Here is a 13,545-nt window from a genome sequence, read left to right as displayed (position 1 = left end):
GGGCAGGGAGAGGGGAGGCGAACGTGGCGCATCCTGCGGAAGACGTCCGCCCGCCGACGATGGCCGACGTCGCACGCGAGGCGGGGGTCTCCCACCAGACCGTCTCCCGGGTGCTGAGCGGTCACCCCAACGTGCGCGCGGCCACCCGCGAACAGGTCACCCTGGCCATCGAGCGGCTCGGCTACCGCCGCAACTCCGCCGCGCGCGCCCTGGTGACACGCCGTACGAGGACGCTGGGCGTCATCGCCGTCAACACCGCCCTGTACGGCCCCGCCAGCACGCTGACCGGGCTGCAGGAGGCGGCACGGGAAGAGGGCTACCTCGTCTCGACCGTCAGTCTGCGCGCCGGCGAGGGGCAGGGGCTCAAGGACGCCGTCGACCACCTCGCAGCCTGGGGCGTGGAGGGTGTCGTCGCCATCACCCCGCAGCGCTCGCACGTGCAGGCGCTCGCCGAACTGGACCCGCCCTTCCCCGTGGTCACCGTCGAGGGCGGCCATCAGCTCGACCTGCCCGGCGTCTCCCTCGACCAGGAACTCGGGGCCCGCATGGTCACCGAGCACCTGCTGGCCGCCGGGCACGGCACCGTCTGGCACGTGGCGGGTCCCGACGACTGGCTGGAGAGCGAGGCCCGCACCGCGGGATGGCGCGCCGTCCTGGAGGAGAGCGGCATCCTGCCTCCGCGGGTACTGGCGGGGGACTGGAGCCCGCTGTCCGGGTACCGGGCCGGGCAGGAACTCGCGGGACTCGCCCTGGCCCGCCGCGGGGCGACGCCGGTCACCGCCGTCTTCGTCGCCAACGACCAGATGGCGCTCGGTGTCCTGCGGGCGCTGCGCGAGAGCGGGATCCGCACCCCCGCGCAGGTGGCCGTCGCCGGCTTCGACGACATCCCCGAGGCCGAGTTCTTCCCTCCGCCGCTGACGACGGTCCGCCAGGACTTCGCCGCCATCGGGCGCCGGAGCATCGGTCTCCTGGTGGACCACATCGAGGGGCGCGCCCGGAAGGCCGAACACCTTCTGGTGCAGCCGCAGCTCATCATGCGCGCGAGCACGCGCCCCTCGGGCGACGTCTGACCCTCCCGAAGTTCCTCGGAATTGCCGGGCGGCTCTTGTCTCCTCCGGATGTGAGCGTTAACAATCAGAGGGCTCCTCCGGGCTCCCGGGCGCTTTCGGGCCTCCGGTCCTCCGCGCTTCCGGGCCCCCAGGCCCCAGGCCCCCGGGCCCCGCGCCTCCAGTCCCCGGACCCCGCGCCCTCCAGCCCCCGGCCCCGCCCACGACGAGAGAGACCCCACTGTGACCGCACACGCCCTCCCCGGCTCCGCCGCCCGTCACCACCCCGAGGCCTGCACCATCGGAGTCGACTTCGGCACCCTCTCCGGGCGCGCCGTCGTGGTCAGGGTCCGGGACGGCGCCGAACTCGGGTCGGCGGTCCACGAGTACCGCCACGCGGTCATCGAGGACCGCCTTCCCTCCACGGGCGCGCCCCTGCCCCCCGACTGGGCCCTGCAACACCCCGAGGACTGGCGCGACGTCCTGCGTACCGCCGTTCCGGCGGCGGTCGCCGTCGCCGGGATCGACCCCGCCCGCGTCATCGGCATCGCCACCGACTTCACCGCCTGCACGGTCCTGCCGACGACCCCGGACGGCACCCCGCTCGCCCTGACGCCCGAGTGGGCCGCCCGCCCGCACGCCTGGCCCAAGCTGTGGAAGCACCACGCGGCCCAGGAGCAGGCCGATCGCATCAACGCCCTCGCGCACGCCCGCGGCGAGAAGTGGATCGCACGGTACGGCGGCAAGATCTCCTCCGAGTGGCAGTACGCGAAGGCCCTGCAGGTCCTGGAAGAGGACCCCGCCGTCTACGCCGCCTGCGCCCGCTGGATCGAGGCCGCCGACTGGATCGTCTGGCAGCTCACCGGCAGCGAGTCCCGCAACACCTGCACCGCCGGCTACAAGGGCATCCACCAGGACGGCGCCTACCCCTCGCCCGGCTTCCTGGCCGGGCTCCACCCGGACTTCGCCGACTTCCCCGCCACGCGCCTGGAACACCCGCTCTCCCCCCTGGGCTCCCGGGCCGGCGGGCTGAGCTCCCTGGCCGCTCGCTGGACCGGCCTCCCCGAGGGCATCGCCGTCGCCGTCGGCAACGTCGACGCCCACGTGGCCGCGCCCGCCGCGGGCGCCGTCGAGAACGGGCGGATGCTCGCCATCATGGGCACGTCCACCTGCCATGTCCTCAACGGCGCCGCCCTCGCCGAGATCCCCGGCATCTGCGGGGTCGTCGACGGCGGCATCGTCCAGGGCTCCTACGGCTACGAAGCCGGCCAGAGCGCGGTCGGTGACATCTTCGCCTGGTGGCTCAGGCAGGGCGTGCCGGACCACTATCGCGCCGAGGCGCAGGCCTCGGGCGAGGACCTCCACGAGCTCCTGACCCGCAAGGCCGCCGCCCAGCCGGTCGGCGCGCACGGCCTGGTCGCCCTGGACTGGATGAACGGCAACCGTTCCCCCCTGGTCGACCACCACCTCTCCGGAGTCGTCGCCGGCCTCACCCTCGACACCCGGCCCGAAGACGTCTACCGGGCCCTGCTCGAATCCACCGCCTACGGCACCCGGCTGATCGTCGAGGCCTTCGAGGACGGCGGGATCCCGGTCGAGGAGTTCATCGTCACCGGAGGCCTGAAGAAGAACGCGCTGCTCATGCAGATCCACGCCGACGTGCTCCGCCGCCCCGTCTCCCTCGGCGCCTCCGAACAAGGACCGGCGCTCGGCTCGGCCATCCACGCCGCCGTCGCCGCAGGCGCCCATCCGGACGTCCGCACCGCCGCCTCCGTCATGGGAAGTGTCCAGCGCCACGCGTACCTGCCCGACCCCGTACGGGCGGACGCCTACGACGCGCTGTTCGGCGAGTACCGCGCCCTGCACGAGCACTTCGGCACCGGTACGGACCTCCTCCTGCACCGCCTGCGACGGATCCGCAACACCGCACGCGTCGCCACCGCCGGCTGACGGGCCGCCTCCCCGGCTCTCCGGGTTCCGCCGGCCCCACCTCCCGACCCCAGCACCTCCGAGGAGCACACCCGACATGACGCCCGCCAAGACCGACCGCGAGATCTGGTTTCTCACCGGCAGCCAGGCCCTCTACGGCGACGAGACCCTGGCCCAGGTCGCCGACCAGTCCCGCGCCATCTGCGCCACCCTCGACGACCAGGCCCGGATGACCGTACGCCTGGTGTGGAAGCCGGTCCTCACCGACGCGGCCGCGATCCGCGCGGTCTGCCTGGAGGCCAACGCCGACGACCGCTGCATCGGCCTGATCGCCTGGATGCACACCTTCTCCCCGGCCAAGATGTGGATCGCCGGCCTCGACGCCCTGAGCAAGCCCCTGCTGCACCTGCACACCCAGGCCAACCGACGGCTGCCCTGGTCCACCATCGACATGGACTTCATGAACCTGAACCAGGCCGCCCACGGCGACCGCGAGTTCGGCTTCGTCCAGACCCGCCTCGGTGTCCCGCGCAAGACCGTGGCCGGCCATGTCTCCGCCCCCGAGGTCGTCGAACGCATCGCCGGATGGGCCCGCGCCGCCGTCGGCCGCGCGGAACTCACCACCCTGAAACTCGCCCGCTTCGGCGACAACATGCGCGACGTCGCCGTCACCGAGGGCGACAAGGTCGAGGCACAGCTGCGGTTCGGGGTCTCGGTCAACACCTACGGCGTCAACGACCTCGTCGCCGCGGTCGACGCCGCCGACCAGGACACCGTCACCGCCCTCGTCAAGGAGTACGAGGAGCGCTACGCCCTCGCGCCCGAGCTGCGGTCCGGCGGCGAGCGCCACGACTCCCTGCGGTACGCCGCCCGCATCGAGGCCGGCCTGCGCGGCTTCCTCACCGAAGGCGGCTTCCGCGCCTTCACCACCAACTTCGAGGACCTCGGCGGCCTGCGCCAGCTGCCCGGCCTCGCCGTGCAGCGCCTGATGGCGGACGGCTACGGCTTCGGCGGCGAGGGCGACTGGAAGACCGCCACCCTGCTGCGCACCCTGAAGACGATGGCCCACGGCCTGCCCGGCGGCACGTCCTTCATGGAGGACTACACCTACGACCTCACGCCCGGCCGGGAGCTGATCCTCGGCGCCCACATGCTGGAGGTGTGCCCCTCCCTCACATCGGCCACGCCCGCCTGCGAGATCCACCCGCTGAGCATCGGCGGCCGCGAGGACCCGGTCCGCCTCGTCTTCGACGCGGACCCCGGCCCGGCCGTCGTCGTCGGCCTCGCCGACATGGGCGACCGGTTCCGCCTCGTCGCCAACCACATCGACGTCGTCGCCCCGCCCGAGCCGCTGCCCAGGCTCCCCGTCGCCCGCGCCGTCTGGCGTCCCCGCCCGGACCTGCGCACCTCCACCGAGGCCTGGCTGACGGCCGGAGCACCGCACCACACCGTCCTGACCACGGCTCTCGGCGGCGAGGAGCTCGACGACCTCGCCGAGATGCTGCGCACCGAACTCGTCGTCATCGACGAGGACACCACCATCCGGCGCTTCACCCGCGAGCTGCGCTGGAACCAGGCGTACCACCGGCTGGCCCAGAGCCTGTGAACACCCCCGCCACCGCCCCCACGACGCCAGTCACCCCCGCCAGGACGGAGTCCCCCGTGAGCACGACCGTTTCCGAGGAGCTGCGCCGCGAGGTCCTTGAGGCCAACCTCCGCATCCCCCGAGCCGGGCTCGCCACCCTCACCTGGGGCAACGTGAGCGGTGTGGACCGACAAGCCGGCGTCTTCGTCATCAAGCCCTCGGGCGTGGCCTACGACGTGCTGAGCGAGGAGGACCTGGTCGTCGTCTCCCTGTCCGACGGAAGCGTCGTGGAAGGCCGGCTGCGCCCGTCCACCGACACGGAGACGCACCGGAGCCTCTACCTGGCCTTCCCCTCCATCGGAGGCGTGACCCACACGCACTCCACCCACGCCGTCGCCTTCGCCCAGGCCCGCCGCCCCATACCGGTGCTCGGGACGACCCACGCGGACACCTTCAACGGCCCCGTCCCGGTGACCGCGGCCCTCACCCCCCAGCAGTGCGCCACGGAGTACGAGTACCACACCGGCCAGGTCATCGTGGACCTGCTGGGCCGTGACGACAGCCGGGCCCGGGAGGTCCCCGGTGCCCTGGTCGCCCACCACGGCCCCTTCACCTGGGGTGCCGACGCCACCGCGTCCCTGGAGCACGCCATCATCTGTGAGGCGGTGGCCGAGATGGCCCTCCACACCATCGCCCTGGGCCCGGTCGAACCCCCGCAGCACCTTCTGGACCGTCACTTCACACGCAAGCACGGCCCCAACGCCTACTACGGCAACCCTTCTTCTGCCTGACCGGGTTCAGTTCGCCGGTGAGGGCGTCGGCCGGGCGCTCGGGATCTGGGTGGTCGCCTCGCGGGCCACGATCGGCCATTCGTCGTGGTAGAGCCGGAACGGGATGGCCTTTTCGAACAGCGGGGTACCGAGGATGGCGATGCGCGCGAGGATGGCTCCGTTCACGTCGAGCCCGCCGTAGAGTCCGGCCCTGCCGTGGACGGTCGGCGCGCCGCTGCTGGAGTCGATGCTGACGGTGCCTTCCACGTCCGCGCGCAGGTAGGGCTCGACGGTGGCCTTGACGCCCACCGCGTCGTAGAGGGCGACGGAGCCTTCGGCGGTCAGGCCGGTGCGGACCGAGGCGCGGCCGGTGAACGTGGCCTTGACCGGGGAGACCCTGGTGTCGACGGGCTCGGTGGCGGAGGTCCAGCCGCCGGCCTTGGTGTAGTCGGCGTGGACGCCCCAACTGCCGTCGAACTCCTGCGTGGTGTCGACCGAGACGGTGCCGTCGGCGTCGGCGACGGCGTAGACGGTGGTGTTCAGGACGATGACGACGGGGACCTCGCCGACCATCACCACGGGCGAAGCGGTGAGCGTGGCGATCGGGATCCTGACTCCCGTGGAGCCGGAGAGGCCGGCGGTGAGGCGCCAGTCGGCGTGTGCGCCGAGGTCGAAGCCCACCTTGGCCTGCTCCGGGGCGAGGATCCCGTGGGCCCCTCGGTAGGAGAACATGACGCTCGGTTCGAGCGCGACCGAGCCGGTGAGCGTGGCCTTCGTACCGCCGGGCAGCGGGACGGAGGTGTTCGCGTCCAGCTGCAGCACGGCGGAGGCGGATCCCTGGCCGCCGTCAGGGTTCGGGACGTAGGACGCCTTGAGGTCCTTGAGCTTCGGAGTGACCTGGATCTTTCGCGGATCCAGGGCGCTCTTGATGTCGGCCCAGGTCTGTCCGAGCAGCTCGGAAACGGTGGCCGGACGGGTGCTGACCTCAAGCTTCCCGTCGTTCGCCGGCTCGACACCGGTGATCGCGAGCAGGGCACCGTGGGGTGCTGCGGGCGACGGCGGGCTGTCGATCAGCCGGCCGGGTCGCACCGCGGCGACGGCCGCCGCCGTCGCGGAGGGGCTGGGCGCGCCCTTGCCGGTGTCGGAGAGCGCGAGAACGGCCTTGCCGGTCCGCCGGTCGTAGGCGTCGAGCCTCAGGCCGCGGGTGGCGGCCGCAACGGTGGGCCTTCCGGATGCCGACGCGGACGCGGGGGACACGATGACGGGCGCCTTCGCCGCACCGGGGTCGGCCGGTCGGGGCGACGGCGCCGAAGGCGAGGCGCTCGGCCGGTCTCCGGCCACGGTGGCCTTCGGGCTGTCGGCGGTCGCCGCGGGCAGGACCTCGTAGGCCGGGTCGGCCGCCGCGGCCGGGGCGTTCCCGACGGCGGCGTCGGCCGACGGGGCGGGCGCTGTCGAGCCGCAGGCGCTGAGCGTGACCGCCACGGACAGCGCGAGCGCGGATCCGTGGAGAGCGCGTATGAGGGTACGCGTGGACATGCGGAAGTTCCCCCTTGGTCATGGGTGGTCAGAAGTGCGTGCAGGCCTGCGTGCCGCATGCTACTGACTAGTAGTCAACGAGCGTCAATTCCACCTCAGAGGAACCTCAACCGGTCGAGGAGCCGTACCGCGCGCCACGCCCGCCAGTGGACCGCAAGGAGGTATGCCTAGGCCCGCCTGGAGGACCAGCGGTGGCAGGCCCCGATACGCGCTCATAGCTTCGCCACATGACCAAACGACAGATCGCCCTCCTGACCTGCACCGTGGCTCTCGCGGCCTCGGGGCTGGGCGCAGCCGCCCCACCGGCCCACGGCCGGACGGTCCACCTGGTGAAGCCGGGTGAATCGATCCAGAAGGCCGTGGACGCCGCGAAGCCGGGGGACACCATCGTCCTGTCTCCCGGTACCTACCGGGAGAGCGTCCACATCACCACCTCGGGCCTCACCCTCCGTGGCTCGACCGTCTTCCCCACGGTCATCGTGCCGGCGGCGACCCCCGGTACCGACACGTGCGCCCAGGCGGGCAACGGCATCTGTGTCACCGGCACCGAGACCCGTCCCGTCGAGAACGTGACCGTGCGCTCGCTGACCCTCCGGGGCTTCACCAAGAACGGCCTGTGGGCCAAGTGGACCGACCGCCTGGAGGTCCAGCGGGTCACCGCCGAGTCCAACGGCACCTGGGGCATCGCCCAGGAGCGGTCCGTACGCGGCGTGCTGCGCCACAACACCGCCCGGGACAACGGCGACGCCGGCCTGTTCCTGGCCAACACCGTCACCGAGGAGGGCGGAGCCACCGACACCCTCGGCACCGTCGTCAGCGGCAACCGCGTCTCCGGCAACCGGATCGGCATCACGGTGCGGCGCCTGCGGAACCTGACCGTCGACCACAACGAGGCGACCGGCAACTGCGCCGCGGTGTTCGTGGTGGGCGACGAGTCCAAGCCGCGCGCCGGGGCGATGACCCTGCGCCGGAACAACGTCCACGCGAACAACAAGTACTGCCCGAAGACCCCCCGTCTGCCCTTCCTGCAGGGCTCGGGAATCGTCCTCACCGGCGTCGAGGAGACGGTGGTGGAGAAGAACAGGGTCGTCGGCCACGTGGGCACCTCGCCGCTCTCGGGCGGCATCGTGCTGTTCAAGAGCTTCGTGGGCGCTCCGAACGAGCGGAACGCGATCCGCGGCAACGTGGTGACGGACAACAGCCCCGCCGATCTGGCCGACCGGGACACCGGTCAGGGAAACACCTTCACCCGCAACACCTGCACGCTCTCGGAACCCGCCGGAATGTGCTGACCCACCGCCTTCCCCGCCGCCACCCACGGCACGACAGCAAGGACAAGGCAGACAGATGACAACGGTTGATCCGGCTCCCGCTCCCGCCCCGCCCATGCGCCTGAGGGAGCTCGTCTTCGGGGCGGCGTGCGCCGCCGCCGTACGGGCGGCCGCCCGCCTGGGAGTGGCCGACGCCCTGGGCGACACGCCCATGACCGCGGAGGACCTCGCGGCGGTGGTGAAGACCCAGCCGCGGACACTGCGCAGGCTGCTGCGCGCGCTGTCCTGCCAAGGGGTCTTCACCGAGCACGCCGACGGCACCTTCGCCCACACGGAGATGTCCCGGCTGCTGCGCGAGGACGATCCGCACAGCCTGCGGTACATCGCGCTGTGGTGCACCGAGCCGTGGACCTGGGACGTCTGGCCCAAGCTCGACGAGGCGGTGCGCTCGGGACGGAACGTCTTCGAGGACGTGTACGACCGGGAGTTCTTCACGTACCTCAACGAGGACGCGCCCGAGTCCGCCTACGTCTTCAACCGGGCCATGACGACGTCGAGCAGGCAGTCGGCGCAGGACGTGGCGGACCTTCTCGACCTCGGGGACGTGTCCAGCGTCGCCGACATCGGAGGCGGACAGGGACACGTCCTGGCGAGTCTGCTGGAGAAGCACCCCTCCCTGAGCGGCGCGCTGCTCGACCTGCCCGGAGTGGTCGAGAACGCCGATCCGCGCCTGCGGGCCGGCGGCGCGCTGAGCTCCCGGGTCCGGGTCGTGGCCGGAGACTGCCGCGAGGACATCCCGATCCAGGCGGATGTGTACATCATCAAGAACATCCTGGAGTGGGACGACGACAGCACCCGCAGGGCGCTCGCCAACGTCCGCAGGGCGGCGCGCCCCGGCGCCCGGGTCGTCGTGATCGAGAACCTCGTGGACGACACGCCCTCGATGAGGTTCACGACGGCCATGGACCTGCTGCTGCTCCTCAACGTCGGCGGTGCGAAGCACACCCGGCAGAGCATGGTCGACCGGCTGACGGACGCGGGGCTCGTGATCGGCGAGATCCGCCCGGTCAACGCGTACCTCCACGCCTTCGAGTGCACCGTTCCCGTCTGAGTTCCTGTCCGAGTTCCCGTCCGACGGGGCCGAAGGAGGGAAACCAGACCCGAGGCCGCCCGCCCCGCGTCGTTCGCGGAGTGGGCGGCCTCGGGTTTCCCGCCGTGTGTGCCTCGGGGGGTCAGGAACCCGCGTCGCGCTCCCAGCGGTAGAAGCAGTGCGCCATGGCGTCCTTGGGACTGCGCCAGGTCTGCGGGTCGTACGCGCTGACGTACGCCGACAGCTTCTCGCTGGCGTCCCGGAACTCCGGGTGCCCGGAGAGCTTCGCGATGGCCGGCCCCGGGTCCTGGTCCGATTCGATGAGGTGCAGGTACACGTCGCCGAACTGGAACAGGCGACGCCGGGTGACGCCGACCAGGTGGGGGAGTTCCCCACGGTCGGAGGCGGCGAACACGTCGGCGATGGCCGGAGCCGAACCGGGCGCCATGCGGGCGACGATCAGGGCGTGGTGCATCGAGCGTCCTTCCAAGGAGTGGGCTGCGGGTGTGCGCGGTCAGCCGGGCAGGACCGGGGCGCTCCGGCGGTCGCGTGCGACCTGCTCGATGCGGTCCCGGATGAGGGCCATCTGCGTGCGGGAGTTGCGGTTGATGTTGTCGGTCATCCAGGCGTCGTCGACCGGGGCGTCGGGCTTCATCGCGAAGTCCTGCACCCAGCGCATGCGGACGCCGGCCGGCGTCTCCTCGTACTCCCACCGGATGTTCATGTGGTCGAACGGGCCGGTCTCGACACGGCGGGCGCGGACGGTCCGCCCGGGACGGTCGACGGTGCGCTCCGACACCCAGCTCCAGACCTTCCCGGACTCGTCCGGGTGCATGGTCAGGCGGAAGGTGGTGGAGTCGCCCTCGCGGGCGAGCACGTCGAGGGAGGCGTACTCGCTGAAGAGACCGGGCCAGTTCTCGATGTCGTTGGTGATGTCCCAGACGAGGTCGAGAGGGGCGTCGATGGTGATGCTGTTGTCGGTGTGACCGGACACGTCAGACCCCCGTCCTGAGCGTGTTGTTGACCAGGCCGAGGAACTCGGCGGGCGTCTTGGAACGCTCGGCGTCGGTGGGCAGCGACACGCTGTACCGGTTCTCCAGCTCGCCGACGATCCCGAGCAGGGCGAGCGAGTCGACGCCGAGGGTGGAGAACGGGGCGTCCGGCGCCTTCTCCAGCTCCCGGGCGTCGACGGTGACCCCGGCCGCCTGCTTCATCAGCGCGGCGAGTTCGTCGAAGGTCAGTGCGGTGGTGATCATCTGTGCTCTCCTTCCCGCCCGGTCCTACCGGGCGGAGTCGTCGCCGCGGCGCATGACCAGCGCCGCGTTGGATCCCATGAGTCCCCGGCTGAGGACGAGGGTCGTGCGCAGCTCGGCGGGGCGAGCGCGGGACATCACCAGATCGAGGTCGTGGCAGATGTCGAACACGTTGGGGGTGGGAGGGACCACGCCGTGCTCCATCGCGAAGACCGCGGCGGCGGTGTCCAGGACGGGCGCCCCGCAGTAGGCGCGGCCGATGCCCGTCTTGGGCGCCGTGACGGGAACGCGGGTGGCGTGCGCCCCGAGGGCGTCGGCGATCGCCAGCGCCTCGGCGCGGTCCGCCTCCGGTACGCCCAGGGCGTCGGCGAAGACGGCGTCGATCTCCTCGGGGGCGCACTCGGCCTCGTCGAGGGCGACACGGATGGCGCGGGCGAGTCCCTCCCGGGACTCCTCCCACCGGGAGGCGCCGGTGAACGTGGCGCCGTGGCCGGCCACGACGGCCCGGACGGCCGCGCCCCGGTCGCGGGCACGGGACTCGTCCTCCACGACGAGCATCGCGCCGCCCTCGGCGGGGACGAAGCCGCAGGCCGCCTCGGTGAAGGGCCGGTAGGCGCGGTCCGGGTCCTCGGCGGTGCTGAGCTCCGGGTATCCGAGCTGGCACACCATCGAGTACGGGGCGAGGGGCGCCTCCGCCGCTCCGACGACCATCGCGCCGGTCCCGCGCCGTACGGCCCGGGCCGCGTGGGCGAGACCGTCCAGACCTCCCGCCTCGTCGCTCGCGACCACACCGCACGGCCCCTTGAACCCGCTGCGGATGGAGATCTGGCCGGTGCTCGCGGCGTAGAACCAGGCGATGGACTGGTACGGGCCGACGAACTTGGAGCCCTGGGACCAGAGCTTCTGGAGCTCTCGCTGCCCGAACTCGCCGCCGCCGGAACCGGCCGCGGTGACGACGCCGATCGAGAAGGGCTCCTCCGTCCCGTCGTGGGCGAGGCCGGCGTCGTCGAGGGCGAGCTGTGCCGCCGCCATCGCGTAGTGGCTGAAACGGTCGGTCTGGACGAGGAAGCGCCCTTCGATCAGGGCGGAGGCGTCGAAGCCGCGGACCTGGCCGGCGACCTTGAGCGGCAGGTCCTCGCACCCCTCACGGGTGATCCGGTCCAGTACACCGACGCCTTCCCGGACGGACTTCCAGTAGGCGTCGGCGCGCTGTCCGTTGGGGGCGATCACACCGATGCCGGTGACGACCGCGCGCCGCGCGCGCTCAGTGCTCATCGTGTCCTCCCGCCCGGCCCCGTCAGGAGGACCGCGGACTGGAATCCGCCGAATCCGCTGCCCACGGAGAGCACGTTCCTGAGCTTCCGGGGGCGGGCGGTGCGGGGTACGTAGTCCAGGTCGCACTCGGGGTCGGGGGTCTCGTAGTTCGCCGTCGGAGGTACCACCTGGTGCTTCAGCGCGAGAACGCAGGCGACCACCTCTATCGCGCCGATCGCGCCCAGCGAGTGCCCCACCATGGATTTGATGGAGCTCATGGGCGTGTCGTAGGCGTGCGCCCCCAGGGACCGTTTCACGGCGGCGGTCTCGTGGCGGTCGTTCTGCCGGGTGCCCGAGCCGTGAGCGTTGACGTAGTCGATCCGTGTGGCGTCGAGCCGGGCCTGGTCGAGCGTCGAGTCGATCGCCCGGGACATCTCCAGGCCCTCGCTGGTGAGACCGGTCATGTGATAGGCGTTGCCGAAGGTGGCGTAGCCGCCGATCTCGCAGTAGATGTGCGCACCGCGGGCTCTGGCACGCTCGTACTCCTCCAGGACGAGGACGGCCGCGCCCTCGCCCATGACGAAGCCCTTGCGGTGGTTGTCGAAGGGCCTGGAGGCGTGCTCCGGGTCGTCGTTGTCGGGCGATGTGGCCTTGATGGCGTCGAAGCAGGCCATGGTGATGGGCGAGATCGGGGAGTCCGACGCGCCGGCGATGCAGACGTCCGCCCGGTCCTCCGCGATGGTGCGGAAGGCGTAGCCGACGGCGTCGAGGCCGGAGGTGCATCCGGTGGAGACCGTCTGCACCGGGCCGTGTGCTCCGAACTGTTCGGCCACGACGGAGGCGAGGGCGCTCGGTGAGAACGCCATGTGCAGCTTGGGGCCGGCGACGCGGTGGTCCACGTCCCACCGCCGGCCGCCCTCGCTGACCAGGACGTAGTCGTGTTCGAGCCGGGTGGTGCCGCCGACGGCGCTGCCCAGGGAGACGGCGACGCGCCAGGGGTCCTCGGCGTCGGTGTCGAGTGCGGCGTCGCGGACGGCCTCGCCCGCGGCGACGACGGCGAACTGGATGTACCGGTCGGCGTGGCGGATCAGGTCCGGGTCGAGGCCGTGGTCCGCCGGGTCGAAGTCGCACTCGGCGGCGATGCGGGAGCGCAGCCCGGCGGGGTCGAACAGGGTGATGCCGCGGGTCGCGGTACGGCCGGCGGCGAGGAGGTCCCAGAACGCCTTCGCTCCGGTGCCGCCAGGAGCGACCACACCTATGCCGGTGACGGCCACTCGCCGGGTCACTCGATGGCCCCGCTTCGCTCGGGCCCACCGTGCCCAGGGTCGTGCACGGTCAGGTGCGGGCCCGCGGCCGCGAGCTCGGTCTCGTCGGCGACCTCCGTGTCGACGTGGCCGAGGCTCGGCCGGGGGGCGAGCGGACCCAGGTGGAAGACCATACGGGCCTCCGCGTCGCTCACGTTGCGGAAGCGGTGCCGTACGTCGATCGGGATCAGGAGACCCTGATCGGTCGTGAGCGCGTGCGTCTCGCCGTCGAGGTCCACTTCCAGCGCGCCGGAGACGACGTACACGAACTCCTCGGAGTACGGGTGGTAGTGCTCGCCGATGCGCTCGCCCGGCTGGACGATGGCCAGGCCCATGAAGCCGCTGGTGGCACCGACGCTGGCCGGCGTGAGCACGGCCCGCAGGTCACCTCCCCGTCTGCGGTTGGGTTCCGTATCGCTCAGGTTCACGATGCGTGGACGCTGCTTGAGCATGGTTGATACCTCCAGATGTGGCAGTGACGAGCTCGGGAGCGACTGCGGCAGGAGC

The 13,545-nt window shown here is 71.9% G+C and carries 13 protein-coding genes; 6 read left to right on the top strand and 7 right to left on the bottom strand.

Going from position 1 to position 13,545, the window contains the following annotated elements:
• Positions 1-23: 23 nt before the first annotated feature.
• The 4 genes from AB0C73_RS14545 (at position 24) to araD (ending at position 5,351) form a co-directional block, all read left to right on the top strand.
• Positions 24-1,070 carry a LacI family DNA-binding transcriptional regulator gene (locus AB0C73_RS14545; protein WP_362529046.1) on the top strand — a complete coding sequence of 349 codons (1,047 nt, stop codon included), beginning with the start codon at positions 24-26 and terminating at the stop codon, positions 1,068-1,070.
• A 219-nt stretch (positions 1,071-1,289) separates the two neighbouring features.
• Positions 1,290-2,996: a ribulokinase gene (gene araB, locus AB0C73_RS14540; RefSeq protein WP_362529043.1), complete on the top strand. Its 1,707-nt coding sequence runs from the start codon at positions 1,290-1,292 to the stop codon at positions 2,994-2,996.
• A 76-nt stretch (positions 2,997-3,072) separates the two neighbouring features.
• Positions 3,073-4,581: an L-arabinose isomerase gene (gene araA / locus AB0C73_RS14535; protein ID WP_362529041.1), complete on the top strand. Its 1,509-nt coding sequence runs from the start codon at positions 3,073-3,075 to the stop codon at positions 4,579-4,581.
• Positions 4,582-4,637: 56 nt separating this feature from the next.
• Positions 4,638-5,351 carry an L-ribulose-5-phosphate 4-epimerase AraD gene (gene araD, locus AB0C73_RS14530; protein WP_362529039.1) on the top strand — a complete coding sequence of 238 codons (714 nt, stop codon included), beginning with the start codon at positions 4,638-4,640 and terminating at the stop codon, positions 5,349-5,351.
• Between the two features lie 6 nt (positions 5,352-5,357).
• On the opposite strand, the gene AB0C73_RS14525 is transcribed toward araD, so the two are convergent.
• Positions 5,358-6,866 carry a hypothetical protein gene (locus AB0C73_RS14525; RefSeq protein WP_362529038.1) on the bottom strand — a complete coding sequence of 503 codons (1,509 nt, stop codon included), beginning with the start codon at positions 6,864-6,866 and terminating at the stop codon, positions 5,358-5,360.
• A gap of 227 nt (positions 6,867-7,093) precedes the next feature.
• Between AB0C73_RS14525 and AB0C73_RS14520 the strand changes: the two genes are divergently transcribed.
• Together AB0C73_RS14520 and AB0C73_RS14515 are read left to right on the top strand one after the other, a co-directional pair.
• The gene (locus tag AB0C73_RS14520) at positions 7,094-8,158 is read left to right on the top strand and encodes a right-handed parallel beta-helix repeat-containing protein (protein WP_362529034.1); all 1,065 of its coding nucleotides are present in this window, start codon (positions 7,094-7,096) and stop codon (positions 8,156-8,158) included.
• 55 nt (positions 8,159-8,213) lie between these two features.
• A complete protein-coding gene (locus tag AB0C73_RS14515) occupies positions 8,214-9,248 on the top strand; it encodes a methyltransferase (RefSeq protein WP_362529032.1) in 1,035 nt (344 codons plus the stop codon).
• A gap of 121 nt (positions 9,249-9,369) precedes the next feature.
• Here the strand turns inward: AB0C73_RS14515 and AB0C73_RS14510 are convergent, their stop codons facing one another.
• The 6 genes from AB0C73_RS14510 to AB0C73_RS14485 are packed head-to-tail and all read right to left on the bottom strand — an operon-like array spanning position 9,370 to position 13,490.
• Complete coding sequence (locus AB0C73_RS14510) at positions 9,370-9,702, bottom strand: TcmI family type II polyketide cyclase (RefSeq protein WP_362529030.1); 333 nt, start codon at positions 9,700-9,702, stop codon at positions 9,370-9,372.
• Between the two features lie 39 nt (positions 9,703-9,741).
• Positions 9,742-10,221: an SRPBCC family protein gene (locus AB0C73_RS14505; RefSeq protein ID WP_362529027.1), complete on the bottom strand. Its 480-nt coding sequence runs from the start codon at positions 10,219-10,221 to the stop codon at positions 9,742-9,744.
• A 1-nt stretch (position 10,222) separates the two neighbouring features.
• Positions 10,223-10,483 (bottom strand): acyl carrier protein, encoded by a 261-nt coding sequence (locus tag AB0C73_RS14500; protein WP_362529025.1) that lies wholly within the window; start codon positions 10,481-10,483, stop codon positions 10,223-10,225.
• A 24-nt stretch (positions 10,484-10,507) separates the two neighbouring features.
• The gene (locus AB0C73_RS14495; protein WP_362529022.1) at positions 10,508-11,755 is read right to left on the bottom strand and encodes a ketosynthase chain-length factor; all 1,248 of its coding nucleotides are present in this window, start codon (positions 11,753-11,755) and stop codon (positions 10,508-10,510) included.
• Entirely contained in the window at positions 11,752-13,020 is a 1,269-nt protein-coding gene (locus AB0C73_RS14490; RefSeq protein ID WP_362529019.1) for a beta-ketoacyl-[acyl-carrier-protein] synthase family protein, read from the bottom strand. Before AB0C73_RS14490 ends, AB0C73_RS14495 begins: the two co-directional genes overlap by 4 nt.
• Positions 13,017-13,490: a cupin domain-containing protein gene (locus AB0C73_RS14485; RefSeq protein WP_362529017.1), complete on the bottom strand. Its 474-nt coding sequence runs from the start codon at positions 13,488-13,490 to the stop codon at positions 13,017-13,019. The genes AB0C73_RS14490 and AB0C73_RS14485 overlap by 4 nt, the downstream gene beginning before the upstream one ends.
• Positions 13,491-13,545 lie beyond the last annotated feature (55 nt).

Source organism: Streptomyces sp. NPDC048623, assembly GCF_040650755.1.
Taxonomy (GTDB): Bacteria; Actinomycetota; Actinomycetes; order Streptomycetales; family Streptomycetaceae; genus Streptomyces.
The sequence above is the reverse complement of the archived record's forward strand: the minus strand, read 5'-3'. Positions and strand labels throughout refer to the sequence as shown.